This window comes from Bradyrhizobium sp. HKCCYLRH2060 (assembly GCF_051168135.1).
Taxonomy (GTDB): Bacteria; Pseudomonadota; Alphaproteobacteria; order Rhizobiales; family Xanthobacteraceae; genus Bradyrhizobium.
Genome location: NZ_JBNPUK010000012.1, coordinates 39,016 through 53,827, shown reverse-complemented (window position 1 = coordinate 53,827; position 14,812 = coordinate 39,016). Strand labels below are relative to the sequence as shown.

The following is a 14,812-nucleotide window of genomic DNA, read 5'->3' as shown; positions in this document are numbered from 1 at the left end:
GGACGGGAGGAACGATGGAGTTGCGGGTCGGCACCGGCGCATTGGCCGAGCGGCTTTCGTGCCTGATCGGACCACGCGCGAGCGTCGCGCGCGGCGTGCTGGATCAGCACGGCCGCAGCGAGTCGTATTATCCCGCGATGCCGCCCGACATCGTCGTATTTCCGGAGACGACGCAGGAGATCAGCGCCATCGTCGGGCTGTGCGCCGAGGCCGGCATGCCGATCGTGCCGTTCGGCGCCGGCACCTCGCTCGAAGGCAATGCCGCGGCGGCCGCGGGTGGCGTCTGTTTCGACTTCGCCCGCATGAACAAGGTGCTGGCCGTGCATGAGGCCGACATGGACGTCGTGGTGCAGCCCGGCATCACCCGCAAGCAGCTCAATGCGGAGCTGCGCACGACCGGCCTGTTCTTTCCGATCGATCCCGGCGCCGACGCCTCGATCGGCGGCATGAGCTCGACCCGCGCCTCCGGCACCATGGCGGTGCGCTACGGCACCATGAAGGACAACGTCCTCGCATTGGAGGTGGTGCTGGCCGACGGCCGGGTGATCCGCACCGCGAAGCGCGCGCGCAAATCCGCCGCCGGCTACGACCTGACCCGGCTGTTCGTCGGATCGGAGGGGACGCTCGGCGTGATCACCGAGATCACGCTGAAGCTGCATCCCGTGCCGCAGGCGATCTCGGCCGCGACCTGCAGCTTCCCGACCCTGCACGACGCGGTCGATACCGCGATCGCCCTGATCCAGTCGGCGGTCCCCGCCGCCCGCATCGAGCTCGTCGACGACGTCATGATGCGCGGCATCAACGCCTATTCCAAGCTCGGCTATCGGGAAGCGCCGACCCTGTTCCTCGAATTCCACGGCTCCGAGGCGGCCGTCGCCGAGCAGGCGCAGACGGCGGAGGCGATCGCGACCGAGCATGGCGGCCGCGGCTTCGCCTGGGCCAAGGCGGCCGAGGACCGCAGCCGGCTGTGGCACGCGCGCGACAACACGCTGTACGCCGGCCTGGGCCTGCGGCCCGGTGCGCGCGCCGTCATCACCGATGTCTGCGTGCCGATCTCGCGGCTCGCCGAGTGCCTGACCGAGACGCGCCGGGACGCCGACGCCAGCGGCTTCCTCGCGCCGATCGTCGGCCATGTCGGCGACGGCAATTTCCACATGCTGATCCTGGTCGATCCCAGCGATGACAGCGAGCTCGCCGGCGCCAAGGCGCTGCAGGCGCGCATGGTGGCGCGCGCGATCGCGATGGACGGCACCTGCACCGGCGAGCACGGCATCGGCCTCGGCAAGATCGACTATCTCGAGGACGAGCTCGGCGGGGCCGTCGCCGTGATGCGCGCCATCAAGGCCGCGCTCGATCCCGCCGGCCTGATGAATCCGGGCAAGATCTTCGCCGGCGGAGCACCGTCATGAGCGCGGCGGCCGCCATCGCAGCTCCATCGCCCGCGCCGCTGCTGGAGCTGCGCGGCATCAGCAAGTCGTTTCCGGGCGTCAAGGCGCTGGACGACGTGTCGTTCGCGATCTACCCGGGCGAAGTCCACATGCTGCTCGGCGAGAACGGCGCCGGCAAATCCAGCCTGATGAAGGTGCTGTGCGGCGCCTACAGCGCCGATGCCGGCGAGATCATCTCCAAGGGCGCGAAGGTCGAGATATCATCGACGGCCGACGCGCAGAAGCTCGGCATCGCCGTCATCTTCCAGGAATTCTCGCTGGTGCCGTTCCTCGACATCGCGCAGAATATCTATCTCGGCCGCGAACCCAGAGGCCGGCTCCCCGGCACCATCGACCGCCGCAAGATCCTGGCCGACGCCAAGCGCGTGCTCGACACGATCGGCTTCGACATCGATCCCTCCGTCATCGTCGACACGCTCGGCGTCGCGCAGCAGCAGATGGTCGAGATCGCCAAGGCGATCAGCCAGAATGCGCGGATCCTGGTGATGGACGAGCCCACCGCGGCGCTGTCCGACCGCGAGGCGGAGCTGCTGTTCGCGCTGATCAGGCGGCTGAAGGCCGACGGCGTCGCCATCGTCTACATCTCGCACCGCATGGCCGAGGTGTTCGCGCTCGGCGACCGCATCACCGTGCTGCGTGACGGCCGCCGCATCGACGATCTCAGGCCCGCCGACGTCACCCCCGACCAGCTCGTGCGCATGATGGTCGGGCGCAATATCGACATGAGCTATCCGCGCCATTTCGTGGAAACGCCCGGCGAGCTCATGCTGGAGGTCAAGGGACTGAGCGCGCCGAGCGGGATTGCCGACATCAACATCGAGGTGCGGCGGGGCGAGATCGTCGGCCTGTGCGGTCTCGTTGGCTCCGGCCGCACCGAGGTGGCGCGCGCGATCTTCGGCGCCGATCCGGTCAGCGAAGGCGAGATCATCTTCGACGGCAAGCCGATCGCGGGCGAGCCCGACATCGCCGCGCGCCGCGGCATCGCGCTGATCCCCGAGAGCCGCAAGAGCGAGGGCCTGGCGCTGCTGCGCTCCGTCGGCGACAACCTCGTGGTGTCGGCGCTGAAGAAGCTGTTTCCGAGCGGGCTGTACGATCCCCGCGGCGCTCAGCGCACGGCCGACGGGCTGATCCGGCAGTTGCGGATCGCAACGCCCACGGCGCGGCAGACGGTCGGCCTGCTCTCAGGCGGCAACCAGCAGAAGGTCGTGATCGGCAAGTGGCTGGCGGCCGGCGCCAGGCTGTTCATCTTCGACGAGCCGACCCGCGGCATCGACGTCGGCGCCAAGTCCGAGATCTTCGCGCTGATTGACCGGCTGGTCGCCGACGGCGCGGCCGCGCTGATGATCTCGTCCGAGCAGATCGAGATCTGCCACGTCTGCGACCGGGCCTATGTGATGCGCGAGGGCCGCATCGCCGGGCATTTGTCACGGGGCGAGCTGACCGAGGAGAATATCGTGCGACTGGGGATGCATGATGACTGACACCGCCATCGTCTCGCCGATCCGAACCTTGCAGCGCATTCCGGGCGTGGCGATCGTGCTAGTGCTGCTGATCGCGCTGTTCGGCGCTATCGCGCCCGGCTTCCTGTCGGCCGCAAACCTCTCCAACGTGCTGGTGCAGTCGACGATCCTGACCATGCTCGCGCTGCCGATGACCCTGATCATCATGACCGAAGGGCTCGACCTGTCGATGGGCGCGGTGCTGACCTTGACCTCGCTCTGCGTCGCCATCGTCTCGCTCGCGACCAAGTCGGTGCTGCTCGGCCTCGGCGCCGCGGTGCTGGCCGGCGCCGCGTTCGGCACCGTCAATGGCTGGCTGGTCGCGATCGTCGGGATTCCGCCGTTCGTGGCGACGCTCGCCACGCTCGGCATGGCACAGGGACTGTCGCTGATCGTGAGCGACGGCCAGAGCGTGGTCGGCATTCCCCACGGCGTCCGCGACATCTATGCGGCGACGCTGCTCGGCATCCCCGTGCCGATCGTGATGGGGCTTGCCACCTACGCCGTGTTTCACGGCCTGCTGTATCATACCAGGTTCGGCACCTACATCTTCGCGCTCGGCGGCAACCGCGAGGCGCTGCGCTATGCCGGCCTGTCGCCGACAAGGCTCCTGATCGCGGTCTATGCGATCGGCGGCACGATGGCGGGCATCGCCGGACTGCTGATGACCGCACGGATGAATTCGGGACATCCGACCGCGGGGCTCGGGATGGAGTTCGACGCCATCGCGGCGGTCGCGGTCGGCGGCACCTCGTTCGAGCGCGGCAATGGCTGGCTGCTCGGCACCGTGCTCGGTGTCATCGCCGTCGGCGTGCTGCGCAACGGGCTCAACCTGGTGTCCCTGCCCTCCTCGGTGCAGGTCGCCAGCGTCGGCGCGCTGGTCATCGTCGCGATGTTCCTCGACGGCCTGCGGAGCCGATCATGACCGACATCGCCAAGGACACGCTGCCGCCGCCGCGCTCGCTCCTGTCGCAGAACGCAGCGCAGGTGTTCTATCGCATGCTCGCCGCGCTGTTGATCTGCGCCGCGCTGACCGTGCTGAGCGACTCCTTCCTCAGCCTCGGCAACATCCTCAACGTGCTCAGGCAGGCGAGCCTGACCTTCTTCATCGCCTCCGGACTCACCCTGGTGGTGCTGACCGCCGGCCTCGATCTGTCGGTCGGCGCCAATGTCGCGCTGTCGGCGTGTCTCGCCGGCACCGTGATCCATCAGACCGGCTCGCCCGTGCTCGGAATCCTGACCGGGCTGCTCGCGGGCGGCAGCGTCGGCTTCCTCAACGGCTTCATGGTCACGGCGCTGCGCATCCCCTCCTTCATCGCCACTTACGGCATGCTGTGGGTGCTGAACGGCGTCACCTATTGGTACATGGCGGGCGAGACCATCCACGGCTTTCCGGCCGGCTTCCGCCAGATCGGCAGCGGCTATCTGCTCGGGCTGCCGATCCCGGTCTATCTGCTGCTGGTGTTCCTCGCGATCGGATCGTTCTTCGCGCAGCGCACGATCTGGGGCCAGGAGATCTACGCCATCGGCGCCAATCCGGTCGCGGCGCGGCTGTCCGGCATTCCGGTCGCGCGCCGGCTGCTGCTGGTCTACACGGTGTCCGGCACCATGGCCGGGCTCGCCTCCATCATCTTCCTGTCGCGGCTCAACTCGGCCGAGGCCGACATCGGCGAGAGCCTCACCTTGCCGGCGATCGCCGCGGTGCTGATCGGCGGCACGTCGCTGTTCGGCGGCGTCGGCACCGTGTTCGGCACCTTCATCGGCGCCCTGATCCTGACGCTGGTGCTGAACGGCATGAACCTGCTCGCGATCAGCGCCAACTGGCAGCCGCTCGTCACCGGCATCATCGTGATCATCGCCGTCTGGCTCGACATGAAGACAAGGCGCCCGGCGCAATGAATCTCTAAGACGACCAAAAAAACGAGGGAAGGAAACGACATGCAACATCGGATCACGCGCTGTTTGGCTCTGTCACTGCTGATCGCCGCGGGCGCGACGCAGGCCCGCGCCGACGGCGAGACCATCGCCGTCTTCACCAAGAACCAGACCAATCCGTTCTTCCAGACGGTGCGGGTCGGCGCCGACAACATGGCGAAGATGCTCAACGCCAAGGTCCTGCACTACATCCCGACCAAGCCGGACTCGATCCCCGAGCAGCTCAGCCAGATCGAGGACGTCGTGGTGAAGAAGCCGAGCGCGATCGTGTTCACGCCGGTCGACTACAAGGCGATGGTGCCCGGCGTCGAGAAGATCAACGACGCCAAGATCCCCGTCGTCAATATCACCGACCGCTCCGCCGGCGGCAAGTTCGTCGCCTTCGTCGGCGCCGACGACTACAGCCTCGGCCTCGAGACCGGCCGGTTCCTGCTCAAGACGCTCGGCGGCAAGGGCAACATCGTCATCATCGAGGGCGTCAAGGGCTCGTTGACCAATGTCGACCGCGTCCGCGGCTTCAACGACGCGCTCAAGGAGAACCCCGGCGCGAAGCTGCTGGCGTCGCAGCCCGGCAACTATCAGCGCTTGCAGGCGCTGCAGGTGATGGAGAACCTGATGCAGTCCAACCCGCAGATTGACGGCGTGCTCGCCGCCAACGACGCGATGGCGGTCGGCGCGATCGAGGCGCTGGACGGCGCCAACCGCAAGGCGCAGGTGATCGGCATCAACGGCACCAAGGAGGCGATCGACGCGATCAAGTCCGGCAAGCTGCTCGCCAGCGGCGACTACAACGGCTTCGCCCAGGGCTGCCTCGGCACCATGATGGCCGTCCGCGCATTGCGCGGCCAGCCGGTGATCAACGAGATCGTGCTGAAGCCGACTGTCATCACCAAGGACAATTATCAGCCGTTCGACGTGGCGCTGGAACAGCGGACCTGCCCGAGCTTCGAGGATGCCGGCAAGCTCGGCGCGAAATAGGATCAGCCATCAGTCCGGAAGCAGGACGGCACGCCGCCGTCCTGCTTCGACTTGCGGAGAGAATTCATGCTGTTTGCGATTCATGCCCTCGACAAGCGCGACGCGCTGCCGGTCCGGCTTGCCAACTACGACGCGCACAAGGCCTATCTCGGCGACAGTGCCCGCCTTCCGGTCACCATCGTGATGTCCGGTCCGCTCGTTTCCGACGACGGATCGAAAATGATCGGAAGCCTGTTCCTGGTCGAGGCTGCCGGCCGCGCCGAGGTCGAAGCCTTCAATCGCGCCGACCCGTTCGCCGCGGCCGGGATCTGGGAGAAGGTGACGATCACCGGCTTCCTGCGGCGCCAGGGGTAGTCAGCCCTTCAGCTCGACGCCGGCCAGCGCCTCGCTCAGCTTCGCCAGCGCCGTGTGGTCCTGGCCCGGTCCGAGCATCCCCTGCGCGCTGGCGCTCAGCTCGCGGCAGAGATTGGAGAACGGCGCGGCCACGCCGGCGGCGCGCGCGACCTCGAGCGCGATCGACAGGTCCTTCACCATCAGGTCGAGCCCGAAGCCGCTGTTGAACTGGCGCGACAGCACGAACTGCCTGAACTTCTTCTGCGTCGAGTTGTTCATGCCGGTCGAGGCGTTGAGCACGTCGGTCATCAGGCCGGGATCGATGCCGAATTGCTGGCCGATCAGCAGCGCCTCGATGCCGATCAAGAAGCCGCCGGCGGAGACGAGGTTGTTGAGCGCCTTCATCGCCTGGCCCGAGCCGAGGCCGCCGATACGGTGGATCGTCGTGCCCATGGCGCGCAGCAGCGGCTCGACGCGATCGAGCGCGGCGGCATCGCCGCCGGCCATGATCGCGAGCTCGCCGGTCACCGCGCGCGGCACGCCGCCGCTGACGGGCGCATCCAGCATGGTCACGCCGAGTGGAGCGAGATCGGCCGCAATCGCATGCGTGGCCGCCGGCGCGCCGGAGCTCATGTCGATCAGGATGTGATCCTGCTTCAGGCCCGCGCGCAAAGCCGCGACCGCGTCCGCGACATGTTTGCTGGTCGGCAGCATCGTGATGACGACATCCGCCTGCCCCGCGGCCACAGCGAGATCCGCGGCCAAGGTGCCGCCGACCTGGCGCACGAAATCTTCGGCGCGCCCGGGCACGGCATCATTGACGGCAACCGCAAAGCCGGCGCCGAGCAGGCGCGCGGCCATCGGCCAGCCCATGTTGCCGATACCGACGAACAGGACCCTTTGCGGGGCGCTCATGCGCCGTCCTTCTTGGCGATGGCGCCCTCCGCGACCAGCACCTCATGGGCCGCCTTGAACGCCTCGAGGCCCGCGGGAATGCCGCAATACACGGTTGCGTGCAGCAGGATCTCCTTGATCTCGTCGACCGTGACGCCGTTGGTGAGCGCGCCCTTGACGTGCAGCTTCAATTCGCTCGGCTTGCTGAGCGCGGTCAGCATTGCGAGATTGATGATGCTGCGGGTGCGGCGATCGAGCCCGGGCCGGGTCCAGGCATAGCCCCAGCACATTTCGGTGGTGATGTGCTGGAACGCCATCATGAAGTCGTCGGCCTTGGCGAGGCTGCCATCGACATAGGCCGCGCCGAGCACCTCGCGGCGCACCTTCAGGCCCTTCTCGAACAATTCCTTTTCGTCGCTCATCCGCTCGTCTCCCTTTTAACACCTGACGTCATTAGCGCTTCGCCGCGCGGACTGACAACAACGCCGCACGGCATGCGTCGTCGCGTCCGTGCGGCGGAATTGACCGGAGCCCCGGCTCCACTGATCTAGCCGTGCTTGACGATCAGGGTCTTCATCGCGGCGAGCTCGTACAGCGCCTCGAAGCCCTTCTCGCGGCCGTGGCCCGACTTCTTCATGCCGCCGAACGGCAGCTCGATGCCGCCGCCGGCGCCGTAGCCGTTGACGAACATCTGGCCGACCTTGACCTTGCGCGCGACGCGCATCGCGCGCGAGCCGTCGCGCGACCAGACGCCGGCGACCAGGCCGAAATCGGTGGCGTTGGCGAGCCTGACGGCGTCGGCCTCGTCGTCGAACGGCATCGCCGCCAGCACCGGACCGAACACCTCCTCGCGCGCCAGCTCGGAGTCGCGCGCGACGTGCTGATACAGTGCCGGTGCGACGTAGAAGCCCTCGCCGGGCACGCCTTCGGCGATCCTGCCTGTCGCCACGCGCCTGGCCCCGCCGCTTTCGGCGCGCGCCAGCATGTTTTCGATCCGCGTCTTCTGGACCGCGCTGATGACCGGGCCGAGATCGAGGTCCATCTCCGGCGTACCGGCCGTGATCTTCTCGAAGCGCAAGGTGAGGTCGGCGAGGAAGCGGTCCCAGATCGAGCGCTCCACCAGCACGCGCGAGCCGGCCGAGCAGGTCTGGCCGGCGTTCTGCACGATCGCCGCGGCCACCGAAGTCAATGCGGCATCGAGATCGGCGTCGGCGAACACGATCTGCGGCGACTTGCCGCCGAGCTCAAGCGTGCAGCCGATGTGATTCCTCGCAGCCGCGGTCTGCACCAGCGTGCCGACCTCGGGGCTGCCGGTGAAGGAGATGAAGTCGATGCCGTCATGCGCCGACAGCGCCGCACCCGCCTCCTCACCGAGACCCGGCACGACGTTGATCGCACCGGCGGGGAAGCCGGCGTCCGCCGCGAGCTCGGCAAGACGCAGCGGCACCAGGCAGGCCTCCTCGGCCGGTTTGATCACGGTCGCGTTGCCCATCGCCAATGCCGGCGCGACGGTGCGGCCGAACATCTGCCCCGGATAATTCCATGGAATGATATGGCCGGTGACGCCGAGCGGCTCGTAGACGGTCGTGACGAAGAAGCCGTCCAGGAAAGGAATGGTGTCGCCATGCACCTTGTCGGCGGCGCCGCCGTAATATTCGAAATAGCGCGCGACGGCGACGACGTCAGCCCTGGCCTGCTTCATCGGCTTGCCGGTATCGGCCGCTTCGAGCTTCGCGAGCTCCTCGGCATGATCCTCGACGAGGCGGCCGAGCTTCGACAGCAGGCGCCCGCGCTCCACTGCGGCGAGCCGGCCCCACGGCCCTTCGAGCGCACGGCGCGCCGCCGCCACCGCAAGATCGATGTCGGCCGCATCACCTGCCGCGATCGAGGCGATCACCTGGCCGGTCGCCGGCGCCAGCATCGCGATGGTGCGGCCCGACTGCGCGGGCTGCCACTTGTTGTCGATGAAGACGCCCTTGGCGGCAGGCAGTTTGACATTGGCGTTCATGGCAGCTCTCCGACTTCCTTTGCAGCTCGTCCGCGGTCATGTCAGACCCCGGCACGGCGCATCACCACGCGGCCGTTCGACAGCCGAGGCAACGGAGGCGTGTGACCATGGCCGGATCGGCCGGCCGCTCCTCGTTTGCGCTGCAGCGGTGATGATGCCCGATGGATGCGTCCGACGTTTCTGTCAGACAATCCGGGAGCCGTCCAGAACCGGACGTGGGGTGCACGCGAACGTGCGGCGCGCGACCCCGCGGGCTCGCGCGCGATCGGCCGCGACATCATCGTCGCAAGGCCCGTCATCTGGCTTGCCGCCTGGTTCGCCAGGCGGTCGGGAACGCTCGTGGCCGGCGTGCGACTACGCGCCGGTTCTCGCCTTGCTCGCCGCGATCTGGTGCAGCGCCCATCTCGCGTTCTTGCGCACGTCTGGATCGAGGTCGTCGGCGACCAGCGCGAGGTACGGCTCGCCGTCGGGCGCGGCGATCTCGCCCAGCGCAGCCGCCGCCTCCTTGCGCAGATTGGCCTGCTCATGGGTGATGCATTGGCCGATCGGCCGCACCGCATGCAGCACCTTCATGCGTCCGAGGCTGCGGATCGCCTTCAGGCGCACCTGCCAGAACTCATCCGCCAGGCAGGCGATCAACGGATCGGCGGCGACGGCACCATTGACATTGAGCCCGAGCGTCTCGGCCGCCATCTCCCGCACCATCCAGTCGGAATCCCTGAGTGCGCGGGTGATGGTCTCCGCGGCGATCTTCATGTGCGAGAAGGCGAGCGCACTGACCGCCGCGCGGCGGACATGCGCATCGGGATCTCCGATCAGCGCCGTCAGCGCCGGAATCGACTCCTCGAGCTTGAGGAAGCCGATGACGCCGATCGCCTGCACGCGGACGGCGGCATCCGGATCCTGCAGCGCCTCCAGCGCCGGCTTGAGCGTGTCCTTGCGCCGCAGCTCCTTCAGCGCGCGCAGCGCGCCCATGCGGACGAAGGCATGCGCATGCTTCACCAGCGGCAGGATGGCGTCGGCCGAAGCGGGATCCTTGAACTCGGCGAGACTGTCGGCGGCCGCCGAGGCGACGATCCGCTCGGGATCGACGAGCAGCTGGACCAGCGCCTCCGCCGCCTCCGGCCCGTCGAACTCACCGAGCGCCATGGCGACCTGCTGGCGCACGCCGGCGTCGGGATCGGCGACCATCTTCGCCAGATGCGCGACCGCGGCGGGATCGCCGGAATGTCCCAATGCGATGATCGCGACCCGCCGCTCCGCCGGATCGGCGGCGCCGAGCCGCTCGTCGGCGTCGTCGAGATCGTCATAGGCTTCGAACGGGCTCGACATGATCACCTCAACAGATAGGGAATGTTGACGGTGACGGCGCCGGTCGGGCAATCCGCTTCGCAGGGCATGCAGTACCAGCATTCATCATAGGCCATGAAGGCCTTGCCGGTCATGTCGCTGATCCTGAGCACGTCGAGCGGGCAGACGTCGACGCAGACCGTGCAGCCCTTGTCGGCGATGCATTTGGCGTCGTCGACGACGACCGGAACCGACGTCTGATAGGTGGCAAGAGGCATGTCTCGTTCTCCGTCTGATCGTCAGGCGCTGGCGCGGATGCGCTGCTTGTCGTAGAGGTCCTTCTCGTCGTCCGCGATCGGCACGACATAGGGTTGCACCGCCCGCTTCTCGCTGGTCATGCGGCCGTCCTGCTTGCTCAGCAGCGTGTGGCAGAACCAGTTCTCGTTGTCCTTGTCCGGAAAATCGGTGCGCCAGTGATAGAGCCCCCAGCGGCTCTCCTCGCGGAACAGCGAGGCATGGGCCGCCATATCAGCGCAATCCATGATCGACTGCACCTCCAGCGCACGCAGCAGCTCGTGCGCGTTGCGCGCGATCATGCGCTCCTGCATGTCCTCGCGGACCTCGGCGAGCCGGCGCATGCCGAGCTCGTACTTCCGCGTCACCTTCGGCGGCTGCAGATAGTCGTTGACGAGCCTCCGCGTCTTATACTCGATCTGGTTCGGCGGAATGCCGTCCTCGCGCTTGGTCGGCGCCAGCACGCGCTCGCGCTCCAGCGCGACCTCGGCGGCATCGATTTCGCCGAAATCATGGTTGTCGGCGAACTCCATCGCGTCGAGCCCGGCGAACGACCCGTTGGTGAATGCGCCCAGCATGTAGTTGTGCGGAACGCTGGCCATGTCACCGGCCGCATAGAGCCCGGGCACGGTCGTGCGGGCATTGTCGTCGACGAACACGCCCGACGCGCTGTGGCCTGAGCAGAAGCCGATCTCGGAGATGTGCATCTCGATCGATTCCTTGCGGTAGTCGACGCCGCGGCCCTCCTGGAACAGCCCGCGCGTGGGTCGCTCGACCTTGTGCAGGGTGTGCTCGATCTCCTCGATGGTCTTGTCGTGCAGGTGCTTGAGCTGCAGGAACACGGGCCCCTTGCCCGACAGCAGCTCGTTGTAGAACTCCAGCATCATCTGGCCCGACCAATAGTCGCACTCGATGAAGCGGCGGTCCTCGTTGTTGGCGGTGTAGGCGCCGAAGGGCCCGGCGACATAGGCGCAGGCCGGGCCGTTATAATCCTTGATCAGCGGATTGATCTGGAAGCATTCGAGATTGGCGAGCGCGGCACCCGCGTGATAGGCCATCGCATAGCCGTCGCCGGAATTGGCGGCGTTCTCATAGGTACCAAACATGTAGCCCGACGTCGGCAGGCCGAGCCGGCCGGCAGCGCCCATGCACAGGATCACCGCCTTGGCCTTGATCACCAGCATCTCGGCCGTGCGGGTGTTGACGCTGACGGCGCCGGCGATGCGGCCATCGCTCGACTTCAAGAGCCGCGTCGCCATGTAGCGGTTGGAGATCAGGATGCGCGCCCGCCGCAGCTGACGATACAGCGCCTTCTTGACGGTCTCGCCGTTCGGCATCGGCAGGACGTAGGTGCCGATGTGGTGCACCTTCTTGACGGCATAGTCGCCGTTCTCGTTCTTGAGAAAGCGGATGCCGAAGCTGTCGAGCTCCTCGATGATCCCGTAGCAGCTCTGGGCGTATTTATACACCGCCTTCTGGTCCACGATGCCGTCATTGGCGATCGTGATTTCCTTGGTGTACTGCTCCGGCGTCGCGTAGCCGGGGATGACCGCGTTGTTCAGCCCGTCCATGCCCATCGAGATCGCGCCGGAGCGCTTGACGTTCGCCTTCTCGAGCAGAACGACGTTGGCCTTCGGATTCTTCATCTTGGCCTTCAGGGCGGCCATCGGGCCGGCGGTGCCGCCGCCGATCACCAGCACGTCGCAGGACACCTCCGAGAGGCCGTCGACGATCTCATCCATTGCCATTCTAAGCTCCTGCTTGGCCGGACCCACCGGTCCGGGTCAGAGTTGTTCAGCGGCGCGCCCGGCGATAGCAATTAGTTGTCGCCGGGACGCAATTCTTCCGCCGGCGCTCAGCGCTCGACGAACGCCTTCTCGACCACGAAATGGCCGGGCGTGCTGTGGTTGCCTTCGACGAAGCCGCGGTCCTCCAGCATGGTCTGGAGCTCGGCCAACATCGCCGGGCTGCCACAGAGCATGACGCGGTCGGTCTCGACATCGAGGTCGGGCCCGCCGATGTCGGCGAACATCTGGCCCGATGCGATCAGATCGGTGATGCGGCCGCGGTTGCGGAACGGCTCGCGGGTCACCGTGGGGTAATGGTGCAGCCGATCTCGGACCAGGGGGCCGAAGAAGTCATGGCCGCGCAGGCTGTCGACGAGCTGCTCGCCATAGGCAAGCTCCGAGACCTGGCGGCAGCCATGGGCCAGAATGATGGTCTCATAGGTCTCGTAGATGTCGGGATCCTTGACCAGGCTGGCGAACGGCGCCAGCCCGGTGCCGGTCGACAGCAGCAGCAGACGTCTGCCGGGAATGAGGTTGCCCGCGATCAGCGTTCCCGTCGCCTTGCGCCCGACGAGGATGCGATCGCCCTCCTTGATCTTCTGCAGCCGTGAGGTCAGCGGCCCGTCCGCCACCTTGATGCTGAAGAACTCCAGCTCCTCCTCGTGATTGGCGCTCGCCATGCTGTAGGCGCGCATCAGCGGCCGGCCGTCGACCTCCAGTCCGATCATCGCGAACTGCCCGTTCTGGAAGCGGAAGCCGGGATCCCGCGTGGCGGTGAAGCTGAACAGCGAATCGGTCCAGTGCCGGACCGACAACACCGTCTCGGTCTGAAAAGCGCTCATCGTCGTCTCCTGAGGCGCGGGGCGCGCCGTGTGGCGGTTGCTGAGCACGATCTCGCGGAAACGGCGCAGTCCGGCAATTTCGAACGTGCTGCGACGGTGGATTAGTTGCGAAGATTGTTCCGGGGAAAGCCAGCGCGCCTAACGAAGCAGCAGCGCTCGACATTTCGTCGAACGAGGCAATTAGTTGCTGGGTGCTCCGAACCGTCTCCCCTAGCGTGATGACACCGGCCTCGGCACAACCAGGAGGAGCCATGATTGCAGCCGACATCGCTGACGGCGAGGTCAGTCCCGACCTGGCATCATTGCGGCTACGGAACGCGAGCGGCGCACCCGCGGTGCTGTCCGCCGAACGGCTGCGCCTGTCCTGCATGTGCGCGCATTGCAGGCGGGCCCGCTTCGACGGCCGCTTCCCGCCGCAATTTCCCGGGATCGGCATCGTGGGGGTCGGTGACCTCGGCTACGGCCTGAACATCGCGTTTTCCGACGGCCATAATCGTGGCATCTATCCGAAATCATACCTCTGGGAACTCGCTGCCGTTTGAGGCCCTCACGCGGCGACGGATGGCACGAACATTGCTCCGCTTCTGATCAGTATGATCAATGCGGAGGCAAGACATGTTGCTGCAGGCGGCCAAATCAGCTGCGGAAGCCGTGCCCTCTCCCATGACCTCAGCACGCGCGGTGACCAGTTCGTCGCTCCTGCTCACCGAAAGTCAGCAATCCATCGGCGGCCCGCCGTCGCTGATCGAAAGGCTCAGCCTGCGCGAGCGTGAGCAGGTGCTGAAGCAGGGCCGCCGCAAGGTCCTGAACCGCGGCCAGACGCTGTTCAGTCAGGGCGCCCGGCACGACGGCATTTTCCTGGTCGAGAGCGGCCGCATCCGCGTGTTCTACACGTCCCCGCAGGGGCGCGAGATCACGCTGGCCTATTGGCATGTCGGCAATTTCGTCGGCGGTCCCGAAGTGTTCGACACCGGCGTGCATCAATGGTCCGGCATCGCGGCCAGCAATGCCAGCGTGATCCAGCTTCCCGGCAAGGAGCTGCGAACGCTGGTGGCGGAGATCCCCAATCTGGCGATCGGACTGATCGAAGGGTTGAGCTTCAAGGGAAAATGCTACTCCGCCCTGGCCCAGATGCTGGGGACCCGTTCGATCACCGAGCGGCTCGCCCATCTGCTGCTGCATCTCGTCGACCTCTATGGCGTCGACGATCCCGACGGCAAGGTCATTGCCGCGGCCTTCACCCATGCCGACATCGCCCACATGGTCGGCGCGACGCGGCAGTGGGTGACGATCAGCCTCAAGCGGATGCAGGAAAAGAATATCGTCCGTACCAGGCGGTCGCAGATCGTGGTCTGCCGGCCCGACGTCCTGGACGAGATGCGCGGCCAGGCCGCGGATTAGCCGGCCTGCTCATGCAAGCGGCTGTCATGAGCGAAATTGCCCAAGGAGTACGCAACCGGATTTTGACGGCAACTAATCCACCCGCTGCCGAACTCCGGATTTG

15 protein-coding genes are annotated in these 14,812 nt (G+C 66.8%); 8 read left to right on the top strand and 7 right to left on the bottom strand.

What is annotated here, in order from left to right:
• Window positions 1-14 precede the first annotated feature (14 nt).
• The 6 genes from ACQR10_RS22535 to ACQR10_RS22510 all read left to right on the top strand — a co-directional run bounded on the left by ACQR10_RS22535 (window position 15) and on the right by ACQR10_RS22510 (window position 6,214).
• On the top strand, window positions 15-1,409 hold the full coding sequence (locus tag ACQR10_RS22535; protein WP_316217774.1) for an FAD-linked oxidase C-terminal domain-containing protein: 1,395 nt from the start codon (window positions 15-17) through the stop codon (window positions 1,407-1,409).
• Entirely contained in the window at window positions 1,406-2,929 is a 1,524-nt protein-coding gene (locus tag ACQR10_RS22530) for a sugar ABC transporter ATP-binding protein (protein WP_316217775.1), read from the top strand. The genes ACQR10_RS22535 and ACQR10_RS22530 overlap by 4 nt, the downstream gene beginning before the upstream one ends.
• A complete protein-coding gene (locus ACQR10_RS22525) occupies window positions 2,922-3,872 on the top strand; it encodes an ABC transporter permease (RefSeq protein WP_316217776.1) in 951 nt (316 codons plus the stop codon). Before ACQR10_RS22530 ends, ACQR10_RS22525 begins: the two co-directional genes overlap by 8 nt.
• Window positions 3,869-4,846: an ABC transporter permease gene (locus tag ACQR10_RS22520; protein ID WP_316217777.1), complete on the top strand. Its 978-nt coding sequence runs from the start codon at window positions 3,869-3,871 to the stop codon at window positions 4,844-4,846. The genes ACQR10_RS22525 and ACQR10_RS22520 overlap by 4 nt, the downstream gene beginning before the upstream one ends.
• Before the next feature lie 39 nt (window positions 4,847-4,885).
• Complete coding sequence (locus ACQR10_RS22515; protein WP_316217778.1) at window positions 4,886-5,860, top strand: sugar ABC transporter substrate-binding protein; 975 nt, start codon at window positions 4,886-4,888, stop codon at window positions 5,858-5,860.
• 66 nt (window positions 5,861-5,926) lie between these two features.
• Window positions 5,927-6,214 (top strand): YciI family protein, encoded by a 288-nt coding sequence (locus tag ACQR10_RS22510; protein WP_316236907.1) that lies wholly within the window; start codon window positions 5,927-5,929, stop codon window positions 6,212-6,214.
• Here ACQR10_RS22510 and ACQR10_RS22505 read toward each other — a convergent pair whose 3' ends face one another.
• The 7 genes from ACQR10_RS22505 to ACQR10_RS22475 all read right to left on the bottom strand — a co-directional run bounded on the left by ACQR10_RS22505 (window position 6,215) and on the right by ACQR10_RS22475 (window position 13,308).
• Window positions 6,215-7,108 carry an NAD(P)-dependent oxidoreductase gene (locus ACQR10_RS22505; protein WP_316217780.1) on the bottom strand — a complete coding sequence of 298 codons (894 nt, stop codon included), beginning with the start codon at window positions 7,106-7,108 and terminating at the stop codon, window positions 6,215-6,217.
• Window positions 7,105-7,509 (bottom strand): carboxymuconolactone decarboxylase family protein, encoded by a 405-nt coding sequence (locus tag ACQR10_RS22500; protein ID WP_315713518.1) that lies wholly within the window; start codon window positions 7,507-7,509, stop codon window positions 7,105-7,107. The genes ACQR10_RS22505 and ACQR10_RS22500 overlap by 4 nt, the downstream gene beginning before the upstream one ends.
• 125 nt (window positions 7,510-7,634) lie before the next feature.
• Window positions 7,635-9,095: an aldehyde dehydrogenase family protein gene (locus ACQR10_RS22495; RefSeq protein ID WP_316217781.1), complete on the bottom strand. Its 1,461-nt coding sequence runs from the start codon at window positions 9,093-9,095 to the stop codon at window positions 7,635-7,637.
• A gap of 354 nt (window positions 9,096-9,449) precedes the next feature.
• Window positions 9,450-10,427, bottom strand: coding sequence for a HEAT repeat domain-containing protein (locus ACQR10_RS22490; protein ID WP_316181615.1), 978 nt, complete (start codon window positions 10,425-10,427; stop codon window positions 9,450-9,452).
• A 2-nt stretch (window positions 10,428-10,429) separates the two neighbouring features.
• Window positions 10,430-10,663, bottom strand: coding sequence for a 4Fe-4S dicluster domain-containing protein (locus tag ACQR10_RS22485; RefSeq protein WP_006609939.1), 234 nt, complete (start codon window positions 10,661-10,663; stop codon window positions 10,430-10,432).
• 21 nt (window positions 10,664-10,684) lie between these two features.
• Complete coding sequence (locus ACQR10_RS22480) at window positions 10,685-12,427, bottom strand: fumarate reductase/succinate dehydrogenase flavoprotein subunit (protein WP_316181613.1); 1,743 nt, start codon at window positions 12,425-12,427, stop codon at window positions 10,685-10,687.
• Window positions 12,428-12,534: 107 nt separating this feature from the next.
• Window positions 12,535-13,308 carry a ferredoxin--NADP reductase gene (locus tag ACQR10_RS22475; RefSeq protein ID WP_315802038.1) on the bottom strand — a complete coding sequence of 258 codons (774 nt, stop codon included), beginning with the start codon at window positions 13,306-13,308 and terminating at the stop codon, window positions 12,535-12,537.
• A gap of 251 nt (window positions 13,309-13,559) precedes the next feature.
• On the opposite strand from ACQR10_RS22475, the gene ACQR10_RS22470 reads away from it, so the two are divergent.
• Together ACQR10_RS22470 and ACQR10_RS22465 are read left to right on the top strand one after the other, a co-directional pair.
• Complete coding sequence (locus ACQR10_RS22470; RefSeq protein ID WP_316217783.1) at window positions 13,560-13,850, top strand: gamma-butyrobetaine hydroxylase-like domain-containing protein; 291 nt, start codon at window positions 13,560-13,562, stop codon at window positions 13,848-13,850.
• Window positions 13,851-13,923: 73 nt separating this feature from the next.
• On the top strand, window positions 13,924-14,709 hold the full coding sequence (locus tag ACQR10_RS22465) for a Crp/Fnr family transcriptional regulator (RefSeq protein ID WP_315802036.1): 786 nt from the start codon (window positions 13,924-13,926) through the stop codon (window positions 14,707-14,709).
• The last annotated feature ends 103 nt before the right edge of the window (window positions 14,710-14,812 follow it).

Coding starts and splice junctions, on each gene's coding strand:
- ACQR10_RS22535 (WP_316217774.1), top strand. CDS start 15: ATGGAGTTGCGGGTCGGCACCGGCGCATTGGCCGAGCGGCTTTCGTGC.
- ACQR10_RS22530 (WP_316217775.1), top strand. CDS start 1,406: ATGAGCGCGGCGGCCGCCATCGCAGCTCCATCGCCCGCGCCGCTGCTG.
- ACQR10_RS22525 (WP_316217776.1), top strand. CDS start 2,922: ATGACTGACACCGCCATCGTCTCGCCGATCCGAACCTTGCAGCGCATT.
- ACQR10_RS22520 (WP_316217777.1), top strand. CDS start 3,869: ATGACCGACATCGCCAAGGACACGCTGCCGCCGCCGCGCTCGCTCCTG.
- ACQR10_RS22515 (WP_316217778.1), top strand. CDS start 4,886: ATGCAACATCGGATCACGCGCTGTTTGGCTCTGTCACTGCTGATCGCC.
- ACQR10_RS22510 (WP_316236907.1), top strand. CDS start 5,927: ATGCTGTTTGCGATTCATGCCCTCGACAAGCGCGACGCGCTGCCGGTC.
- ACQR10_RS22505 (WP_316217780.1), bottom strand. CDS start 7,108: ATGAGCGCCCCGCAAAGGGTCCTGTTCGTCGGTATCGGCAACATGGGC.
- ACQR10_RS22500 (WP_315713518.1), bottom strand. CDS start 7,509: ATGAGCGACGAAAAGGAATTGTTCGAGAAGGGCCTGAAGGTGCGCCGC.
- ACQR10_RS22495 (WP_316217781.1), bottom strand. CDS start 9,095: ATGAACGCCAATGTCAAACTGCCTGCCGCCAAGGGCGTCTTCATCGAC.
- ACQR10_RS22490 (WP_316181615.1), bottom strand. CDS start 10,427: ATGTCGAGCCCGTTCGAAGCCTATGACGATCTCGACGACGCCGACGAG.
- ACQR10_RS22485 (WP_006609939.1), bottom strand. CDS start 10,663: ATGCCTCTTGCCACCTATCAGACGTCGGTTCCGGTCGTCGTCGACGAC.
- ACQR10_RS22480 (WP_316181613.1), bottom strand. CDS start 12,427: ATGGCAATGGATGAGATCGTCGACGGCCTCTCGGAGGTGTCCTGCGAC.
- ACQR10_RS22475 (WP_315802038.1), bottom strand. CDS start 13,308: ATGAGCGCTTTTCAGACCGAGACGGTGTTGTCGGTCCGGCACTGGACC.
- ACQR10_RS22470 (WP_316217783.1), top strand. CDS start 13,560: ATGATTGCAGCCGACATCGCTGACGGCGAGGTCAGTCCCGACCTGGCA.
- ACQR10_RS22465 (WP_315802036.1), top strand. CDS start 13,924: ATGTTGCTGCAGGCGGCCAAATCAGCTGCGGAAGCCGTGCCCTCTCCC.